Source organism: Mesorhizobium sp. LCM 4577, from assembly GCF_001854795.2.
Classification (GTDB): Bacteria; Pseudomonadota; Alphaproteobacteria; order Rhizobiales; family Rhizobiaceae; genus Mesorhizobium; species Mesorhizobium plurifarium.
The window spans coordinates 89619-107985 of sequence record NZ_MDDU01000056.1 but is presented as its reverse complement, the minus strand read 5'-3'; the positions used below and the strand labels follow the sequence as shown (position 1 = coordinate 107985).

Sequence of the window (18367 nt, the reverse complement as noted above, 5' to 3'; positions counted from 1 at the left end):
CGCTCAGAACACCTGGCGGAAGATCACGAACAGCACGAAGGCCAGCGCGATCGAGCAGGGCAGCGTCAGCACCCAGGCCAGCAGAAGGTTGCGCACGGTCGACCACTGCAGCCCGGAGCCGTTGGCCGCCATCGTGCCGGCGACGCCGGACGACAGGACATGCGTGGTCGAGACCGGCAGGCCGAGGCGGTCGGCCATGCCGATGGTGATCATCGCCACCAGCTCGGCGGCGGCGCCCTGGCCATAGGTCAGGTGGCTCTTGCCGATCTTCTCGCCAACGGTGACGACGATGCGCTTCCAGCCGACCATGGTGCCGAGCCCGAGCGCCAGCGCCACGGCGATCTTCACCCACAGCGGAATGAACTTCGTCGCGTTGTCGACCGCCTTGTGGTAGTCGGTGACCGCCTTCAAATCGGCGTCCTGCATCGGCAGCAGTTTCTTCTTGTCGATCAGCTTCAGCGCTTCGCCGATCAGGTAGATGTCGTTGCGCGCGTTGCTGACCAGATCGGTCGRCACCTTCTCCACCGTGGGATAAGGACCAAGCTCGGCAGTGGTGTTGTGGATGTAGGTCTGCAGCGCGAGCGTGGTCTGATCATTCCAGGACTTGCTGCGCACGGCTTCCTGCACGGCCGCCTTGGCGGCATTGGCATCCGCGACGGTGACGCCGGGCTTGACGTATTTGCCCAGCGCCTGTTCGACGGCGACCGATGCCGATTTGTAGGCGTCGAGATAGTTGATATCGGGCGTGCGGTTGAGCGCGTAAGCCGTCGGCACCACGCCGATCAGGATCAGCATGATCAGGCCCATGCCTTTCTGGCCGTCATTGGAGCCATGCGCGAAGCTGACGCCGGTGCAGGTGAAGATCAGCAGCGCGCGGATCCACCATGGCGGCGGCGTGTTGCCCTTCGGCGCCTCGTAGAGCGCCGGGTTGCGCACCAGGAGCTTCATGGCATAGAGCAGCGCCGCGGCAGCGAAGAAGCCGACGATCGGCGAAACCAAAAGGGTGGTGCCGACATTGGTCGCCTGACCCCAATCGACCCCGCTCGTGGCGCTTCCCGCCGGAGCCATGAACTGGTTGGCGAGGCCGACGCCGATGATCGAGCCGACCATCGTGTGCGAGCTCGAGGCCGGCAGGCCAAGGAACCAGGTGCCGAGGTTCCACAGGATGGCGGCGACCAGAAGCGCGAACACCATGGCGAAGCCGGACGACGAGCCGACCTGCAGGATGAGCTCGACCGGCAGCAGCGACAGGATGCCGAACGCCACCGCGCCGCTAGAGGTCAACACGCCGAGGAAGTTGAAGACGCCGGACCACATGACCGCGAATTCGGCCGGCAGAGAACGCGTGTAGATGACGGTGGCGACCGCGTTGGCGGTGTCGTGAAAGCCGTTGACGAACTCGAAGCCGAGCGCGATCAGAAGCGCGATGCCGAGCAGGATCCACGGCACCGTCTTGGCGATGGCCAGATCCTGGCTGAGCGCATAGCCGACATAGATGATGCCGACGAGCACCAGCACGCCGAAAGCCGGCAGGAACCATTTGGCCCCGCCCGATTGTTCTAGGGGATGATCCGGTCTCGGGATCCCCGCCTCACTGGAAACTGCGTCCACCATTGTCCCACTCCATTTGCATTGCAGCAAAGAACCGGGAAGGACGCTATGTCCGTAGGATGAAGCTGGTGTGACGCTCTTAACCGTTTGGTCACCACCAAACAGTTTGGTCACCACCAAACAGTTTGGCCACTGCCAAACAGTTTGGTGGCTATCCGGCTATCTTCAGGAGCGAGGACACAAGCAGCTTGTGCTCGTCTTCCGAAAGCACGTCTGAATCGAACAGATTCATGCTGCGCATCCCCTCGATGGCGAGAAAGCAGACCAGCAGCGAGCCGAGGTCCTGCGTCTCCCCCTTCAGCCGTTCGAACAGCTGGTGTTTGAAGGCCTTTATCGGCGTCAGGAAATCGGGATCCTCCGCGATCGCCGAGAATATCCAGGACGCCGACGGTTTCGGCTGCTCGCAGTCGTCGGCCGACAGCTTGATATAGGCCGAGAGCACGCTTTCGTGGCCGGCCTCGGCGGCGCGTGCGTCCAGCGCCTTCTGGAAGTCGCTGAGATAGCTTTCGACCAGCCCCTGCATCAGCTTGGCCTTGGTCGGGAAATTGTAGAGCAGCCCGCCCTTCGATACCCCGGCGCGGCTGGCGACCGCATCGAGCGACAGGCTTCCCGGGCCTGCCTCGCGCGCAACGTCGGCGGCGGCGGCAAGTATCTTTTCGCGTGAGTTTGCCCTGGGTGCTCTCATCGCGCCTCCCCCTACATTAGCCTAGGCGGAATTGACAAGACCGTCCAGCCGGTACAGTAAGGCGCGCCATTTGAAATCGGGACCTGTCGTCGATATGTGTCCCGGCATCGATTGATTTGCCGGTTGCCGGCTCGAGGGGACCATCCGTGAAGCGCTTTTTCATCATCGCCGGATTCTTGCTGCTGCTCGCCTTGGTGTGCGTCGGCATCGTTGGCTTCAACTTCATGCGCGACGCCGGCATCAAGCAATTTTTTGCCACCATGAAGCCGCCGGCCGCTACGGTCTCGACCGTGATCGTCAAACCGGCTGAGTGGACGCCCGGCGTCGAGGCGATCGGTACCGTCAATGCTGTGCGCGGCGTCGACCTTACCGTCGAGACCAGCGGCATCGTCAAGGACATCCTCTTCCACGCCAACCAGAAGGTTGCCGCCGACGCGGTGCTCCTGCAACTGGACGACGCGGTCGAGAAGGCCGATCTGGTGGCGCAGAAGGCGCAGGCCGCCTCGGACCAGGCGGCGCTGACGCGCGCGATCGAATTGCAGCGGCGCGGCGTCGGCACGGATGCGACGCTCGACGCCGCGCGCGCCGCGGCGGACGCCTCGGCCGCGCAGGTCAACAAGCTGCAGGCGGTGCTCGACCAGAAGCAGTTGTCCGCGCCCTTCGGCGGCACGGTCGGCATTCCGCGGATCGATATCGGCCAGTATCTGGCCCCCGGCAACTCGGTCGTGACGATCCAGGACCTGGACACGATGCGGGTCGACTTCACGGTTCCCGAACAGCAGTTGCCGCTGCTCAAGATCGGCCAGACCATCAAGCTCGGCAGCAGCCTCGCCGACATGTCATTTGCCGGCTCCATCCGCGGCATCGATCCCAAGATCGACCCCGCGAGCCGGCTGGTCTCGATCCGCGGCGAGGTCGCCAATCCCGAAGGCAAGCTGACGCCCGGCCAGTTCGTCCAGCTTCGCGTCGAGCTGCCGCAGGAAAACAACGTCATCTCCGTGCCGCAGACGGCGGTGACGACGAGCCTCTATGGCGATTATGTCTTCGTGGTCCAGCCGGCCAAGCCCGCCCAGGGTGCCGCTGCCGCGCCGGCGAAGCCGGATGAGCAGAAGGCCGGCGCCGATAAGGCATCCGGCGACACCGCCAAGCCCGCCGACGGCGCCTCGAAGCCGKCCGACACAAAGCCGGCCGATAAGGCGGCCGGCGACGCCGCCAAGCCGGCCGAGGCCGCGCAGCAGCCGGCGCTCACCATCTCGCAGGTGTTCGTGAAGCTCGGCCGCCGCAACAACGGCATGGTCGAGATCGTCGAGGGCCTCAAGGATGGCGACCAGGTCGTAACCGCCGGCCAGAACCGGCTTTTCAACGGCATGTCGGTTGCCGTCGACAACACCATCGACCCCAGCAAATCGGCGAACAAGCAGGTTCAGCAATGAGCTTTTCCGACCTCTTCATCCGCCGGCCGGTGCTCTCGACGGTGCTGGCTTGCATGATCCTGCTTCTGGGCTTCCAGGGCATCTTCGGCTTGTCGATCCGCCAGTATCCGAAGGTCGACGAGACGGCGATCACCATCACCACGGCCTATCCGGGCGCCAGCGCCGACCTGATCCAGGGCTTCATATCGGCGCCGATCGCACGCGCCGTCGCCTCGACCGAAAACATCGACTACGTCACCTCGTCCAGCCGTCCGTCCTCCAGCACGGTCACGGTGCAGATGAAGCTCGGCTCCAATCCGGACGTCGCGCTCGCCGAGGTGTTGTCCAAGGTCCAGGGCGTGCGCGGCACCTTGCCGGACGCCTCCAAGGATCCGGTCATCGTCAAGGGCACCGGGCAGCAGTTCGCGATGATGTACATCTCGATGCAGAACCCGAACATGACGAAGGAGCAGCTCACCGAATATATCGAGCGCGTCATTCGGCCCCGCATCTCGACCGTTGAGGGCGTCGCCGACGTCCAGATCTTCGGCGCCCAGGAATATTCCATGCGCATCTGGATCGACCCGGTCCGGCTCGCCGCGCGTGGCGCGACGGCGGTGGACGTGCTCACCGCCATAAACAACTCGAACTTCCTGTCGGCGCCAGGCAACACCCAGAACGAATATGTGGTGTCCTCGATCACCGTGCACTCGACCCTGCAGACGCCCGAGGCCTTCGCCCAGCTCCCGATCCGCTCGACGAACGGTGAGGTCGTGCGCCTGCGCGATGTCGCGCGTGTCGAGCTCGGCGCGGAGAATACCGACACCAGGGTGAGCTTCAACGGCAAGCCGGGAACCTTCCTGGCCATCTTCCCGACGCCGGCGGCGAACCCGCTGACGACGGCGGCAGCGCTCACCAAGCTCGTGCCGCAGATCCAGGACACGCTGCCGAAAGGCATGACGATCGAGATCGTCTACGAYGCCACCGGCCAGATCAGCGCCTCGATCGAGGAAGTGTTCAAGACCATCGGCGAGGCGGTCGCCATCGTCATCGTGGTCATCCTTCTCTTCCTCGGCTCGTTCCGCTCGGTGATGATGCCGATCGTCACCATCCCGCTGTCGCTGATCGGCGTCTGCTTCCTTTTGTTCGCGGTCGGCTACTCGATCAACCTTCTGTCGCTGCTGGCCATGGTGCTGGCGATCGGCCTTGTCGTCGACGACGCCATCGTGGTGGTGGAGAACATCCACCGCCACATGGAGGAGGATCACATGTCGCCGATGCAGGCGGCCTTCAACGGCATGCGCGAGATCGCGACGGCCATCGTGGCGATGACCATCACGCTGGCCGCCGTGTTCGCCCCGCTGGCCTTCACCGGCGGCCTGACCGGCGCGCTGTTCCGTGAATTCGCGGTGACGCTGGCCGGCTCCGTGGTGCTGTCGGGCCTGATCGCCATGACGATCACGCCGATGATGTCGGCGCGTTTGCTGAAGCCGGGCCAGCACGGTCGTTTCCAGCGCATCGTCGACGGCACCTTCGCCCGCGTCGAGCGCGTCTATGAACGGGCCGTCACCGCTTCGCTCAGGAACCGGCCGGTGACGCTGATCATCGTCGTCGCGCTTGTCGCCCTCACCGGCTTCATGTTCACCAAGACATCGACCGAGCTGGCGCCCGAAGAAGATCAGGGCTTCCTGCTGTCGCTGGTGACCGCGCCGCGCTATGCGACGTCGGATTACACCGAGACCTACGTCAACCAGATCCTGGGGCTCGTGAGGGACATCCCGGAGACCCGCGCGCAGTTCTCGGCCGTTGCCTTCGGCGGCGCCACCAACAGCGCCTTCGTCGGTTTTGCCTTCAAGGACTGGGCGGACCGCAAGCGCAATTCGAAGGAACTGCAGGCCGACATCACCGCACGGCTCGCCAAGGTCGCCGGCGTGCAGGCCTTCGTCTTTGCGCCGCCGACGCTGCCTGGTTCCGGCGGCGGCCTGCCGATTTCCATGGTCGTACGCTCCACCGGTGACCCCTCGGAAGTCTTCGACCAGGCGGAGAAGATCAAGAACAAGGCGCAGGCCTCGGGCCGCTTCATCGTCGTGCAGAACTCGATGGCCTACGATGCGCCGCAGGTGACCGTCACCATCGACCGCGAGCGCGCGGCGGCGTTGAACCTGCCGATCGCCGATATCGGCAACACGTTGACGCTGCTTGTCGGCGGCGCCGAGGTGGCGCAGTTCGATCGTGATTCCAACAGCTACGACATCATCCCGCAGGTGCCGCAGGAGTTCCGCGACAATCCCGAGAAGCTCGGCGAATATTTCGTCCGCAGCGTCGACGGCAAGATGGTGCCGCTGTCGGCGGTCGTGAAGATTTCGACCAACGCCTCGCCCGCGGCCATCGAGCAGTTCAACCAGTTGAACTCCTCGACGATCTCGGCCCTGCCTCTGCCCGGCGTGACCACCGGCGACGGTCTGAAGGTGCTGGAGGATATCGCCAAGGAGACACTGCCCGACACCTTCTTCGTCGACTATTCGGGCCAGTCGCGGCAGGAGAAGGAACAGGGCAACACCATCCTGATCGCCTTCGCGGCGGCCGTGATCGTGATCTACCTGGTGCTGGCGGCCCAGTTCGAGAGCTTCCGCGACCCGCTGATCATCATGATGGCGGTGCCGCTGTCGATCTTCGGCGCGATCGTGCCGCTCAACATCGGCCTGGGAACGCTCAACATCTACACCCAGGTCGGCCTGATCACGCTGATCGGCCTGATCACCAAGCACGGCATCCTTTTGGTGGAATTCGCCAACCAGCAGCGTGAGATCCACGGCATGCGGCGCCGCGATGCCATCATCGCTTCGGCCAAGGTGCGCCTGCGGCCGATCCTGATGACCACGGCGGCCATGGCGCTTGGCGTCGTGCCGCTGATCGTCTCGAGCGGCGCCGGCGCCGCGGCCCGTTACTCAATGGGCCTGGTCATCTTCACCGGCATCCTGGTCGGCACCATGTTCACGCTCTTCGTCGTGCCGATGTTCTACACCTTCATCGCCAGCAAGGACCTGCCGCATCTCGCCGAGAAGCCCGATCCGAAGCTGATGCCGGCGCTGCCGACCTAGAGCAATTCCAGGAAAAGTGTGAGCGGTTTTCCGTGGGAATTGCGTAAAACAAGGAGATAGAGCGGTTCGCCGTTTCTGTGAAACGGTGAACCACTCTAAGGCGGCAAACGAAGCGAAAAGCAAAAGAGGCCGGAAATTCCGGCCTCTTTTTTTGGCGGTTGCCTCACGGCTTCGGCGCTGAGCAATTCCAGGAAAAGTGTATAACGGTTTTCCGTCAGGAATTGCGTCTCAAAAATTACGCGGAAGGCGGCAACCTGCCAGCTACTTTATCCCGGCGTTACTTCACGATCACGATGCTGGTGTTGCCGGGGCCGAAGACCTCGACGAGCTGGTAGAAGTCGGCCGCCGCATCGGGATGCAACCGCACGCAGCCATGCGAGGCAGGACGGCCGAGCCGGCTGATGGCGTAGGTGGCGTGGACGGCATAGCCGCCGCTGAAGAACACCGAATGCGGCATCGGCGCATTGTCGTACTTCTTCGAATACCACATCTCATGCATGCGGGTCGGCTTGAACGAGCCGGTCGGCGTGATGTGGCCCCTCGCGCCGGTCGACACCTTCCAGGTGTAGGTCGGACGGCCGTCGACCGTGACTTCCATGATCTGCTGCGACAGCGAAACCTTGGCGACGATCTGATTGGCGTGGGCGGCGTTGCCGGCGCCGAACAGCAGCGCCGCACCGGTGAGCGCGGCGGCGGTGATATTGATGAGCTTGGCTGAAATGGCGGTGTGCATGACGATCCCTCTCTGTTTCTTGCCGGTCGCGCCGGCTTCAATTCGATGGGGGTCTTATCGTGTCCGCCCGTTTCAGGCCTATTTCGCTTGACGCTCGTTTCTGTTTCGAATTCGTTTCTAAATATTAAGGAGGGTCTGGCCGGACGGACTGCGGACCGCTTTCGGGGGCGCCGAGATCAGGCGTCGCACAATGAGCTTGGATCAAAAACGAAAGTTCATTTCAGGCGTATATGAAAGGCTGGGACCCACTTTCGAAACCAATTTGCAACAAAATGCGTCTCCGGCGGCATGATCTGGATACAGGCCGGCGGCAGATTTGACGCAACGGGAACAGACATCTGCAAACGAAAATGGGCAGGAAATCGAAACCCCGCTCCTGGCTTCTCGGGATCAGCGTCGCGGCCATCGTGCTCGGCGGCGCCGGCTCGGTGGCCGGCAACCCGGCGACGACGCCGGCGGCGATGAGTGCCGGCGAGGTTTCGACACTGCACATGGCTCTGTTCATCGCCACGGTCTGGATTGTTTCCAGCCTGCGCGTCCACCGGCTGAAGGCCCTCTGGCGGGTCGGCCGTCGGCTGATGAGGACGCGCGGCCCCTCCGGCTACTTGCTGCCGAGAGGACCGAAGGCCCGCGCCGCAGCGGGGGGCTCCGTCAGCGGCGCGGGCGCTTCGGGAGGTTCCTGAAGCACCGGCAATATCGAGATTGGGGATAGGACATGAAGACGAAACTTGCCGCTTCGGTGCTTTCCGCGCTGCTTTACGCGCAGGGCCTGCTCGGCTTCGCCGCGCTGGCGACGGTGCTGCTGAAGGAGCGCGCCCCGGCCGGGATAACCGTCAGCGCCAACGTTCCAACCGGACCCTCGGTCGTCATGGTGCGCTGAACGCCAGGCGCCGGACCCAAATGATCACCGCTTTCGGGAATTCGATGCTCGATAGCCTCGCCGATCTTGACTCACTCATTGCGCGAGAGCGGCGGATCGAAACGATAGCCGGCGCCGCGGATGGTGGTGATGGTCTCGGTATCGAGCTTGCGGCGCAGCCGCACGATGCGCGAATCGATCGAACGGTCGAAAGCGTCGGCGTTCTCGGCGGGCGCCGCGGCAATGATGTCGTCGCGCGTCAGCACCTTGCGCGGGCTCGCCAGAAACAGCTTGAGCAGCGCTACCTGCCCGGGGGAAAGCTGCTCCTCCGCGCCCGAGCGATGCATCACCATCGCCGACCGCAGATCGACGGTGGCGTTTTCCAGCACGATCAGTTCCCCGGCGGCCCTGCCGCGTCTCATCAGCAGGCCGCCGATGCGCGCTGCAAGCTCGCGCACATTGAGCGGACTTTCGATAACGTCGGCAGCACCGAGCTCAAGCGCCAGCACCTTGTCGACGAGGTCGCGCGGCCGGCAGATCAGGATGAAATCGGGACCGCCCTCGCCACCCCCGCCCTGGCTGCTGTAACGCCTGAGCAGCTCGCGGCCCTCGGCCTGGGTGACCTCGTCGCCGACCACCACGACATCGATGCCGCCGGCCGAAAGCAGCGTCTCCGCCTCCCAGGGCTGGCGCGCCTGCCGCACGTCGTGCCCGCGCCGCTCGAGATGGTCGGCGAGATCGCCGGCCACCACCTCGGCGACGGACACAAGCGCAATGACGGATCGTGCGGCCATTTTCTCCACCCCGCCACAGACAACTCGAGATGAGTGCTGGACATCATGTTTATACCCAATCTACTTTCTGCTGAAAGCGGGAGCGAGCGCGTCGTGAAGGCACGCATCATCGTCGTCGAAGACGAACCGGATCTGAGGGAGGCCGTGGCCGAGTATCTCGCAGCCAGCGGCTATGATGTCGTGACGGCCGAGAATGCCGTGGCGGCGCGCGCGCTGTTCGAGGCGCAGTCCTTCCACCTCGCCATCCTCGACATCGCCATGCCCGGCGAGGACGGGCTGTCGCTCGGCCGCTGGCTGCGCTCGAAAACGCCGATCGGCATCATCTACGCCACTGCCGCCGGCACCGCGCTCGACCGCATCGTCGGGCTGGAGCTCGGCGCCGACGACTACATCGTCAAGCCCTACGAATTGCGCGAGGTGCTGGCACGCGTGCGCAGCGTGCTGCGCCGCGTGCCGCAGCCGGCCGAGCCGCAGGCGGCTAAAGCTGAAGCCGGTAATCGCCGCTTCATGAATTTCGGCGGCTTCCAGGCCGATTTCGACGGTCGCCTGGTCATCGGCGCCAATGGCGCGGTCATCGAGATGGCCAAGAGCGAATTCGACGTGCTCGAGGTTTTCCTCACCCGCGCCAACCGGCTTCTGACGCGGGCGGCGATTTCGGAGGCGATCGGCTTCGTCGAGGATCCGGAATCCTCGCGCGCGGTCGACATCCGCATCATGCGGCTGCGAAAGAAGATCGAGGCCGACCCCGCCAATCCGAAATTCCTGCGCACGGTGCGCGGAGAAGGCTATATCTTCTCGCTGCCGAGCGGCGGCGAAGCCAACTAGGCAATTCCAGAAAAGTGTGAGCGGCTAGGCTCGGCGTCTTTGCCATAGCCTTCCATCCGGAATTGCGTCAAAACAATGCGATAGAGCGGCTCCCCGTTTCCATGAAACGGAGGGACGCTCTGAACGACCGACATCCGGGCCTGGAATGACCATGACTGCTGATGCAGCGCGCACCGATATGCATGGCTCGCGTCCGGGCGGCGCTGCGATGGCGGCTGTCCATGTCGTGCGCCGCCTGCGCGAGGCAGGCGACTGGCAGCGCGAGATGGACGACATATTGGGGACGATGTGCCGCAAGATGGATTGCCAGCGCGGCATCCTCTTCCGCCTGCGTGAATTGCCGGGCGAAGGCTTCGCCCAGTCCGTCGCCGCCTATTGGATCGACCCGGATTTCGGCGGCGAGCTCGCCTCGCCCACCGTCATCGTGCAGTCGATCATCAATTCGGATTCCTTGCTCGAGCGGCTGCAGGAAGACGAGCGGCAAGGCAAGATCTTCTCCGGCCACACGCGCGACCTCGACGGTTTCCTGCGGGCCGACTTCGAGAAGCAGAGCATCAAGTCGTTCCTGTCCGTCTCCGTTTTCGCGCATGGCCACCTTTGGGGCACACTGGCCATCAACGATTGCATCGCCGAACGCGAATGGACCGATGAGGAAGAGGCGACGCTGCACATCATCGCCTTGGCCATCGGCGACGCCATCGAGCGCTCGCCATCGGAAGCGCATGCCAGCGAGGTGATCCGGCGCACCATGCTGCAGGCCTCGCTCGACGCCATCATCGTCATCGACGAAACGGGTTCGATCATCGAGTTCAATCCCGCCGCCGAGAAGATGTTCGGCTTCCAGCGCAGCGCCATCCTCGGCAAGGACCTGCTCGATACCATCGTTCCGGTATACTACCGCAAAGGCTATGCCTCGGGCGCCGAATACATGGCCGGCCGCGGCGCGCCGATGGTCGRCCAGCGGCTCGAAACCGTCACGCAGAACGCCGCTGGCGAGATCTTCCCGATCGAGCTGACGGCGACCGAGATGYGCGTTGCCGACCGCCGCCTGATCTTCGGCTCGATCCGCGACCTGCGCGAAAAGCTGCAGGCCGAGGAGGAGATCAACCGACAGCGCGAGAAGCTGCACCAGAACGAGAAGATGGCGGCGATGGGCTCGCTGCTTGCCGGCGTCTCGCACGAGCTGAACAACCCGCTGGCGGTGGTGGTGGCGCAGTCGACGCTGCTGCATGAATTCGCCGGCGACCCGCAGACCAAGGTACGCGCCGAGAAGGTGCGCGCCGCCGCCGAGCGATGCGGCCGCATCGTCAAGAGCTTCCTGTCGATGGTGCGGCTGCACCCGACCGAACAGGCCGAGACGGATCTCAACCAGGTGATGCGCTCGGCGCTCGAAGTCACTGCCTATGGCGCGCGCTCCAGCGGCATCATCATCGACACCGACTTTGCCGACGGGCCGCTGCTTGCCATGGCCGACGCCGACCACATCACGCAGGTGGTGGCCAACTTCCTCATCAACAGCCAGCATGCGCTGGCCGGCGTGACCGGCGAGCGGCACATCAAGGTGCGGACGTTCCGCAACGAGCACGGCAATCCGGGCTTCTCCGTCGAGGACAACGGCCCGGGCATTCCCGAGGCGATCCGCGCGCGCATCTTCGAGTCCTACTTCACCACCAAGCCGGTCGGCGTCGGCACCGGTATCGGCCTGTCCATCTCGAAATCGATCGTCGAGCGCCACCACGGCAGCATACGGTTCGAGGAAGTGCAGCCGAACGGCGCGCGTTTCGTCGTGCAGTTGCCGGCGATCGCGGGCGGCGGCGCCACGCCTGGCGAAGGGCCGGCGCGTTCGAGCGGGCTGCGCCATGCGCTGGTGATCGACGACGAACCGGACGTCGCAGCCTCCTTGTCCGACATACTCGAACTGATGGGCGTGAAGTCGCGCGTCGTGGCAAGCTGGACATCGGCGGCCGACGTGTTGAACGGTCACATGCCGCCGGACATCGTCTTTTCCGATCTGCGCATGCCTGGCATCAGCGGCATTGCGATCTACCGCGAACTGCTCGGGCAGCAGCCCCCGCTCGCCAAGCGCTTCGTGCTGGTGACCGGCGACATGATCGGCGCCAAGGCCGAGATCGAAGCGCTGCCGCCGCAGCAGCGCCCGCACATCCTGGAAAAGCCTTTCTCGACGCTCGACGTCCGCGGCATCCTATCGACCGTCGCCGACGAAGCCGCCGCCACAGCCGACAACGGCGCCCACATCTGAATCTAAGTTGACTGGCCCAAAGCCGGCGCGGCGCTATCCAAAACCTGAACTCACGCCGCCGCAGGCTCGGCCGAGATTCAGGTCAGGCTGAGTCGAAAATTGTGCCTTCCGAGAACCGGAGCGGAGCGTACTTGAGGTACGCGAGCACCGGAAGCGCAGAAAGGCGCAATTTGCAGACCAGCCTCACCTGAATATCGACCGGGCCTAAAAAAGAGGCTCCCGTCCGACTTAGCGGCGGGAGCCTGACTGGAGCGCAGGAGGGTGCGCTCAGGGGAGCTCTTAAAAAATGTTCGGCGTGTTGGTGAGCGGCGCGGCGTTGGCGATCATGCGCACCGCGCGCTCCCGGTGCCGGCCGGACTGCTCGGCGATGGCGCGCAGGCAATCGAGGCTCTCGGCGCCCCAGTTCTGGCCCTTGCAGGCAAAGTCGACCGCGGATTCCGGCAGACGGGCGGTCTTGAGCGTGGTCTGYGCGCCCTCGACGACGTTGGCGGGCGGATTGATCGAGGCGAAAGCCGGGCCTGAGGCGGGTGCCGCCAGCATGCCGACGAAGGCGCAGGCGCCGATCATCATGAACATCGCCATCGGATGATCGCTGGCGCGCTGGCGCAACGCCAGCTTCGGCCGGCGGTCGTTGCGTTCCGGTCCATGCAGGCGGCGATCGGCATCGGCGGTACGAACTTTCGCAAACATCGCTGTTCCCTTCGTTATCTTTCTTTTGGCTATGAAACGAACTTAATCGCGCCATGTAACGGACGGATGATCGCGGCGATTGTCTGTGTAACAGGATTGCAACAGGCACCGTCCGCGGCGGTATCCCAATCCGCTGCAACCATTCGATCGGCCATCGAAGCTGGTCGGCGCAGATATGCCCCTGTCGCGCCCGGGCGACTGTAAGCAGCCTCACACAGCGGTGCCTCTAATCGAGCGTGTCGCAGCCGTCAGCCGCACGCTCGGCATCGATCGAAAACATGCCCTCCTCGAGGCAGGCGTCGGCGCTCGCAACCGCCGTTCCGCTTCCTCGATTAAGACCCGGATTTTCCGTGATTTTTCCGGTTCAGGCAAGGTCGACCTTGTCACCATGGAATTTTCACATTTCCGCAAACCATTGCATTTCAATGGGAAATATGCTTATATTGAATGACTATTCAACAAAAGAAGAGCCTGCCCATGAACCCGCACCTCCGTGACGTGGCGATCCCCAACGATTGGGACCGGCGGGGTTTGCCGGGGTGGAGCTACCATTCCAACGCCCTTCTCGAGCTTGAGAAGGAATATGTCTTCCGCAATCACTGGCAGATCGCCGGCCATGTCTCCGACGTGCCGAATCCGGGCGACTATCTGACCATGGACGTCATCGGCGAGCGCGCGCTGATCGTGCGCGGCAAGGACGGCATCGTGCGCGCCTTCAACAATATGTGCCGCCACCGCGGCAGCCGCGTCGTCGCCGACAGCCAGGGCACTTGCAAGAACGCGCTTGTCTGCCCGTTCCATGGCTGGGTCTACAATCTCGATGGCACGCTGCGAGGGGCCGCCCGTCCGCGCTCCTTCCCCGAGCTCGACAAGACCGAGTTCGGCCTGATGCCGCTCGACCTCGAAATCTGGATGGGCTTCATCTTCATCCGCTTCCGCAAGGGCGGCCCGCAGCCTCCGGTGGCCGAGCTGCTCAAGCCGATCGAAGCCGAGATGGCGCATTACAACGTAGCCGACATGGTGCCGTCCTGGGGCATCTGGACGCAGAAATCGCCGGTCAACTGGAAGTCGGTGCGCGACGTCGACAATGAAGGCTATCACGTCGCCATGGCGCATCCGGCGCTGCAGGACCTCTATGGCGCGACCTATTTCGACGAGCCCTTCGTCAACGGCGTGTCGCGCTCCTTCGCCACCTACAATCCGCATGCCGGCCGGCGCTGGAGCGTGCGCGAGTACATCAAGCTCGCGCCCGAGGCCACGCATCTGCCGGAACATCTGCGCAAGGCCTGGATCTATTACGGCATCTTTCCCAACAACGCGCTGTCGATCATGCCGGAATCCGTCCAGTTCTATCAGGAGTTCCCGCTGTCGACCGGAGAGACGCTGCTGCGCGGCGCGGTCTACCGCTACAAGGACGAAAGCAGGGAGCAGGCGGCCGCGCGCTACCTCGCCTATCGCATCGACCGCGACACGATGAACGAGGACGTGCAGCTCTCGGTATGGTCGAACGAATCCATGCTGTCGGAGGCCTTCGAGGGCTTTTATCTCTCCGACCTCGAATATGGCGTGCGCACCCACCACGACCATCTGCGCAGGCAGATCCCGGTGCTGAACCTGGAGACGGCGCCCGAGGAAAAAGACATGTGGGGATTGAACGACGCGCTGCGGTCGAGGGGGTAGCTCCTCTCCTTCTCCCCGTTTCACGGGGAGAAGGTGCCCGAAGGGCGGATGAGGGGCAGCGCCAGCGTCCCGCGATTGGCTACCCTCATCTGACAGAGCCATCGTATGACTGAAATCTTGCAAACCGCCCACGGAGGCCGCGAGGCTATCGTCTCAGACGGATGAGTCCCCATACGCGGCCAGCCGCCAACGTCGGCGCCGCCCCTCATCCGCCCGTTGGGCACCTTCTCCCCGTAAACGGGGAGAAGGAAAGGGCTAATCACCCCCTCCACGCCCCTTCCTTCCTGAGATCATCCATGGTCCGCGAAATGCCTTCGCGCAGGATCGCCACCATATCGTCGACCTGCTCTTTGGTGATGATCAGCGGCGGCGACATCACGCACATGTTGATCAGCGGCCGCACCAGAAGGCCGAGCTCGTGGCAATGCGCGTCGATGCGCTTTCCGACATCCTTGTCGAGCTGCAGCGCGTCCTTGCTCTCGCGATCGGCGACGCATTCCACGCAAGCCATCAGGCCGACGCCGCGCACCTCGCCGACCAGCGGCAGCTCTTCCAGCGTCTTGAGCCGCGCCTGGAAATAGGGCGCGATCTCGCGCGTGTGGGCAAGCACGCCCTCTTCCAGCAAGTCGAGGTTCTTCAACGCCACCGCGCAGCCGATCGGATGGCTGGTATAGGTCAAACCATGGCCGAACAGCGCGTCGGGATGGTTGGACCTGCGCAGCTCTTCCAGCAGCCGCTCCGAGATGATGACGCCGCCGAGCGGGAAATAGCCCGATGTGACTCCCTTGGCGAAGGTGATCATGTCCGGATCGATGCCAAACACGTCGCCCGAGGCAAAGACATGGCCGAGCCGCCCGAAGCCGGTCACCACCTCGTCCGAGACATAAAGGATATCGTTCTCGCGGCAGATCTCGCGGACGCGCTTCAGATACCCGTCCGGCGGCACGACGACGCCGCCGGAAGCCTGCACCGGCTCGCCGACAAAGGCGCCGATGCGCTCCGCGCCGACACGCGCGACGGTATCGCGGAACTGATCGACGAGGAAATCGGTGAAGGCGGCGATGCTCATCTCCTTCGGCCGCCGGAACGGATCGGGCGAGGACAGCTTCACCACCAGCTCGTCGGCGCCGTCCATCCAGTCGCGGTCGCGCGGCCGGCCGTTGAGCGAAGCCGACAGATAGGTCGAGCCGTGATAAGCGCCACCGCGGCTGAGGATCAGCTTCTTCTCCGGTCGTCCCCGCACATTGTTGTAGAACTGCATGAAGCGCAGCGCCGTCTCCACCGCCGACGAACCGCCGGTGGTGAAGAAGGTGTGGCTGAGATCGCCAGGTGCCGCATCGGCGATGCGCCGGGCGAGCTCGGCCGAGGGCGCGTTCATCGTGTACCACGGCGTGTTGTAGGAGAGCGCCATTGCCTGGTCGTACATGACCCTGGCCAACTCCTCGCGGCGATGGCCGACATTGATGCACCACATGCCGGCCGGGCCGTCGATCAGGCGCTTGCCTGCGGCGTCGGTGATATAGATGCCGTCGCCCTCGCCGATCAGCGCCCGCGCCTCGTTGCCGACCGAGCCGGCATAGGGCCAGGGCTGGACGAGATGGCGCTTGGCGAGCTCGACCGCGTCGTCATCAGGTCCGATGAGTTCGCTTGCCTTGATCTTGCTTTGAGCCGCCATTTTCGCCTCGCATCGCCAGGTTGCCAAATTTTCACCGAATATCAAACGGCGCGGAAAGCCGTGGGAATTCGGCTTTTCATCACCTCATTTTGAATATCCGTTCAATCAATATCGCAGAAATAGCGCTTGATTTCAATCGGCGGATGCGCTCATGATGAAAGAAAGCCGGCAAGCCAGGGAGCGATCGCGCTCCAAGCATAATTCGGGAACAGGCGACCGGCTCACGAATGGGAAGGCCGCATGGCGGGACAGTCCGAGCCAGCTACCGAAATCACGCCTGGAGCACTGCAATGACGGTTGCGGCGGAAGGGTCGCCCCCGTTGCGCTTGGCGGGATCCAGACGAAGTCCCCTTCTGCAGTCGGAAGCCGTCCAGGGCTTTGCCCTGATCAGTCCCACCTTCGTCTACGCCCTTATTCTCCTCGTCCTGCCGATCCTGGTCGTCATCGCCCATTCCTTCTGGACGCAGAACTATCTCACCATCGACCACACCTTCACGCTGGAGAACTACCGGATCGCGCTGACCGAGCCGATCTATCGCGACCTGCTCTGGCGCTCGCTCTACATCTCGCTGACGGTCAGCCTGCTGACGGTGGCGCTTGCCTACCCGATCGCCTATTTCATTTCCTTCCATGGCGGCCGCCACAAGAGCCTGTGGCTCTTCCTCATCACCATCCCGTTCTGGACCAGCTACCTGCTGCGCGTGATGTCGTGGAAGGTAATCCTCGGCTACAACGGCGTGCTCAACTCCGGCCTGATGGGCCTCGGCATCATCGACGAGCCCTCGACGGCCCTGCTCTACAATTCCAGCGCCGTCATCATCACGCTCACTCATGCCTGGGCGACCTTCGCCATCCTGCCGATCTTCGTTTCCCTGGAGAAGGTCGACCGGACCCTGGTCGAGGCGGCGACCGACCTCGGCGACGGGCCGCTGCGCTCCTTCCTGCGCGTGACCCTGCCGCTGTCGGCGCCCGGCGTCATCTCGGCCGCGTTGATCGTCATGATCCCCACCGTCGGCGACTATGTCACGCCGAAGCTCGTCGGCGGCAAGGACGGCGTCATGATCGCCAACGCCATCCAGGCGCAGTTCGGCAAGGCGTCGAACTGGCCGCTGGGCGCGGCGCTCTCCGTCACCACCATGATCATCGTCTCGCTGATGGCCGGCGCCACCGTGCTGGTCATCCGCGCCCTGCAGAGGCTGGCGCGATGACGGCGATAAGACGTTTCTTGCCCGGCTGGCTTTCGACTTACGCCGTCCTCTATCTGCTGTTCCTCTATCTGCCGGTGATCTTCCTGCCGATCTTCTCGATCAACACGGCGGCGACGCCCAAATTCCCGCTCTCGGGCGTCACCCTTCACTGGTACGAGGACCTGCCGCGCACGCCGGCGCTGATCGACGCCACCTGGAACAGCCTGATCGTCGGCATCTCCGCCTCGATCCTGTCGACGGTGCTGGGCATCCTCGCGGCCCGCTCGATCACCCGCTACCGCTACCCCGGCCGCCGCGCCATCAACGGCCTGATCATGGCGCCGCTGGTGCTGCCGGAGGTGATCGTCGCCATCTCCATGCTTTTGGTCATGCTGCAGCTCGGCCTCAGCCTGTCGCTCTTCACCGTCGTGCTCGGCCATGTGCTGGTCTGCATCCCCTATTCGATGACCGTGCTGACCTCAGGCTTCGAAGGCTTCGATCGCAGCCTGGAGGAGGCTTCCGCCGATCTCGGCGAGAGCGCCTTCGGCACTTTCCGGCGGGTGACGCTGCCCATGGTAGCGCCGGCGATCATCTCCAGCCTGCTCGTCTGCTTCACCATCTCGCTGGACGAGTTCATCATCGCCTTTTTCCTCACCGGCACCGAGGCGACGCTGCCGATCTACATCTGGGGCCAGCTGCGTTTCGCGGCCAAGCTTCCAGGCGTGCTGGCGCTCGGCACCTTGCTGCTCTTCGCATCCTTCGTGCTGATGACGATTGCCGAAATCCTGCGCCGCCGCGCGGCGAGACGCACCCAGAACGAGGGAGGCCTCTATGCTTGAGCGGGTCCAATCCGAG

At 63.9% G+C, this 18367-nt stretch carries 16 protein-coding genes; 10 read left to right on the top strand and 6 right to left on the bottom strand.

The window, feature by feature from the left end; translation table 11 throughout:
* Window positions 1-3 precede the first annotated feature (3 nt).
* Window positions 4-1614, bottom strand: a complete 1611-nt coding sequence (locus LCM4577_RS33705; RefSeq protein ID WP_071074907.1) for an inorganic phosphate transporter — start codon at window positions 1612-1614, stop codon at window positions 4-6.
* A gap of 148 nt (window positions 1615-1762) precedes the next feature.
* Entirely contained in the window at window positions 1763-2296 is a 534-nt protein-coding gene (locus LCM4577_RS33700; RefSeq protein ID WP_071074906.1) for a TetR/AcrR family transcriptional regulator, read from the bottom strand.
* Window positions 2297-2442: 146 nt separating this feature from the next.
* On the opposite strand from LCM4577_RS33700, the gene LCM4577_RS33695 reads away from it, so the two are divergent.
* Window positions 2443-3729, top strand: a complete 1287-nt coding sequence (locus LCM4577_RS33695) for an efflux RND transporter periplasmic adaptor subunit (protein ID WP_244508502.1) — start codon at window positions 2443-2445, stop codon at window positions 3727-3729.
* The gene (locus LCM4577_RS33690; protein ID WP_040989348.1) at window positions 3726-6809 is read left to right on the top strand and encodes an efflux RND transporter permease subunit; all 3084 of its coding nucleotides are present in this window, start codon (window positions 3726-3728) and stop codon (window positions 6807-6809) included. The genes LCM4577_RS33695 and LCM4577_RS33690 overlap by 4 nt, the downstream gene beginning before the upstream one ends.
* Window positions 6810-7086: 277 nt before the next feature.
* Here the strand turns inward: LCM4577_RS33690 and LCM4577_RS33685 are convergent, their stop codons facing one another.
* The gene (locus LCM4577_RS33685; RefSeq protein ID WP_071074904.1) at window positions 7087-7542 is read right to left on the bottom strand and encodes a L,D-transpeptidase; all 456 of its coding nucleotides are present in this window, start codon (window positions 7540-7542) and stop codon (window positions 7087-7089) included.
* A 350-nt stretch (window positions 7543-7892) separates the two neighbouring features.
* Between LCM4577_RS33685 and LCM4577_RS33680 the strand changes: the two genes are divergently transcribed.
* Complete coding sequence (locus tag LCM4577_RS33680; protein ID WP_040989350.1) at window positions 7893-8225, top strand: hypothetical protein; 333 nt, start codon at window positions 7893-7895, stop codon at window positions 8223-8225.
* A 32-nt stretch (window positions 8226-8257) separates the two neighbouring features.
* Window positions 8258-8422 (top strand): hypothetical protein, encoded by a 165-nt coding sequence (locus LCM4577_RS33675; RefSeq protein WP_164772557.1) that lies wholly within the window; start codon window positions 8258-8260, stop codon window positions 8420-8422.
* Window positions 8423-8493: 71 nt separating this feature from the next.
* Here LCM4577_RS33675 and LCM4577_RS33670 read toward each other — a convergent pair whose 3' ends face one another.
* Window positions 8494-9195, bottom strand: coding sequence for a response regulator transcription factor (locus LCM4577_RS33670; RefSeq protein ID WP_040989351.1), 702 nt, complete (start codon window positions 9193-9195; stop codon window positions 8494-8496).
* A 93-nt stretch (window positions 9196-9288) separates the two neighbouring features.
* On the opposite strand from LCM4577_RS33670, the gene LCM4577_RS33665 reads away from it, so the two are divergent.
* On the top strand, window positions 9289-10020 hold the full coding sequence (locus LCM4577_RS33665) for a response regulator (protein ID WP_041000470.1): 732 nt from the start codon (window positions 9289-9291) through the stop codon (window positions 10018-10020).
* 151 nt (window positions 10021-10171) lie between these two features.
* Window positions 10172-12280, top strand: a complete 2109-nt coding sequence (locus tag LCM4577_RS33660; protein WP_071074968.1) for an ATP-binding protein — start codon at window positions 10172-10174, stop codon at window positions 12278-12280.
* Between the two features lie 279 nt (window positions 12281-12559).
* Here the strand turns inward: LCM4577_RS33660 and LCM4577_RS33655 are convergent, their stop codons facing one another.
* The gene (locus LCM4577_RS33655) at window positions 12560-12970 is read right to left on the bottom strand and encodes a hypothetical protein (protein ID WP_041011254.1); all 411 of its coding nucleotides are present in this window, start codon (window positions 12968-12970) and stop codon (window positions 12560-12562) included.
* Between the two features lie 175 nt (window positions 12971-13145).
* On the opposite strand from LCM4577_RS33655, the gene LCM4577_RS33650 reads away from it, so the two are divergent.
* The gene (locus LCM4577_RS33650; protein WP_131803556.1) at window positions 13146-13421 is read left to right on the top strand and encodes a hypothetical protein; all 276 of its coding nucleotides are present in this window, start codon (window positions 13146-13148) and stop codon (window positions 13419-13421) included.
* Between the two features lie 26 nt (window positions 13422-13447).
* A complete protein-coding gene (locus tag LCM4577_RS33645) occupies window positions 13448-14650 on the top strand; it encodes an SRPBCC family protein (protein ID WP_071074966.1) in 1203 nt (400 codons plus the stop codon).
* A gap of 259 nt (window positions 14651-14909) precedes the next feature.
* On the opposite strand, the gene LCM4577_RS33640 is transcribed toward LCM4577_RS33645, so the two are convergent.
* Window positions 14910-16325 carry an aminotransferase gene (locus LCM4577_RS33640; RefSeq protein WP_071034441.1) on the bottom strand — a complete coding sequence of 472 codons (1416 nt, stop codon included), beginning with the start codon at window positions 16323-16325 and terminating at the stop codon, window positions 14910-14912.
* Between the two features lie 290 nt (window positions 16326-16615).
* Between LCM4577_RS33640 and LCM4577_RS33635 the strand changes: the two genes are divergently transcribed.
* Together LCM4577_RS33635 and LCM4577_RS33630 are read left to right on the top strand one after the other, a co-directional pair.
* On the top strand, window positions 16616-17533 hold the full coding sequence (locus tag LCM4577_RS33635) for an ABC transporter permease (RefSeq protein ID WP_071074902.1): 918 nt from the start codon (window positions 16616-16618) through the stop codon (window positions 17531-17533).
* Window positions 17530-18351, top strand: a complete 822-nt coding sequence (locus LCM4577_RS33630) for an ABC transporter permease (RefSeq protein WP_041000243.1) — start codon at window positions 17530-17532, stop codon at window positions 18349-18351. The genes LCM4577_RS33635 and LCM4577_RS33630 overlap by 4 nt, the downstream gene beginning before the upstream one ends.
* Window positions 18352-18367: the final 16 nt, after the last annotated feature.

Coding starts and splice junctions, on each gene's coding strand:
- LCM4577_RS33700 (WP_071074906.1), bottom strand. CDS start 2,296: ATGAGAGCACCCAGGGCAAACTCACGCGAAAAGATACTTGCCGCCGCC.
- LCM4577_RS33685 (WP_071074904.1), bottom strand. CDS start 7,542: ATGCACACCGCCATTTCAGCCAAGCTCATCAATATCACCGCCGCCGCG.
- LCM4577_RS33680 (WP_040989350.1), top strand. CDS start 7,893: ATGGGCAGGAAATCGAAACCCCGCTCCTGGCTTCTCGGGATCAGCGTC.
- LCM4577_RS33675 (WP_164772557.1), top strand. CDS start 8,258: ATGAAGACGAAACTTGCCGCTTCGGTGCTTTCCGCGCTGCTTTACGCG.
- LCM4577_RS33670 (WP_040989351.1), bottom strand. CDS start 9,195: ATGGCCGCACGATCCGTCATTGCGCTTGTGTCCGTCGCCGAGGTGGTG.
- LCM4577_RS33650 (WP_131803556.1), top strand. CDS start 13,146: ATGCCCCTGTCGCGCCCGGGCGACTGTAAGCAGCCTCACACAGCGGTG.
- LCM4577_RS33645 (WP_071074966.1), top strand. CDS start 13,448: ATGAACCCGCACCTCCGTGACGTGGCGATCCCCAACGATTGGGACCGG.
- LCM4577_RS33640 (WP_071034441.1), bottom strand. CDS start 16,325: ATGGCGGCTCAAAGCAAGATCAAGGCAAGCGAACTCATCGGACCTGAT.
- LCM4577_RS33635 (WP_071074902.1), top strand. CDS start 16,616: ATGACGGTTGCGGCGGAAGGGTCGCCCCCGTTGCGCTTGGCGGGATCC.
- LCM4577_RS33630 (WP_041000243.1), top strand. CDS start 17,530: ATGACGGCGATAAGACGTTTCTTGCCCGGCTGGCTTTCGACTTACGCC.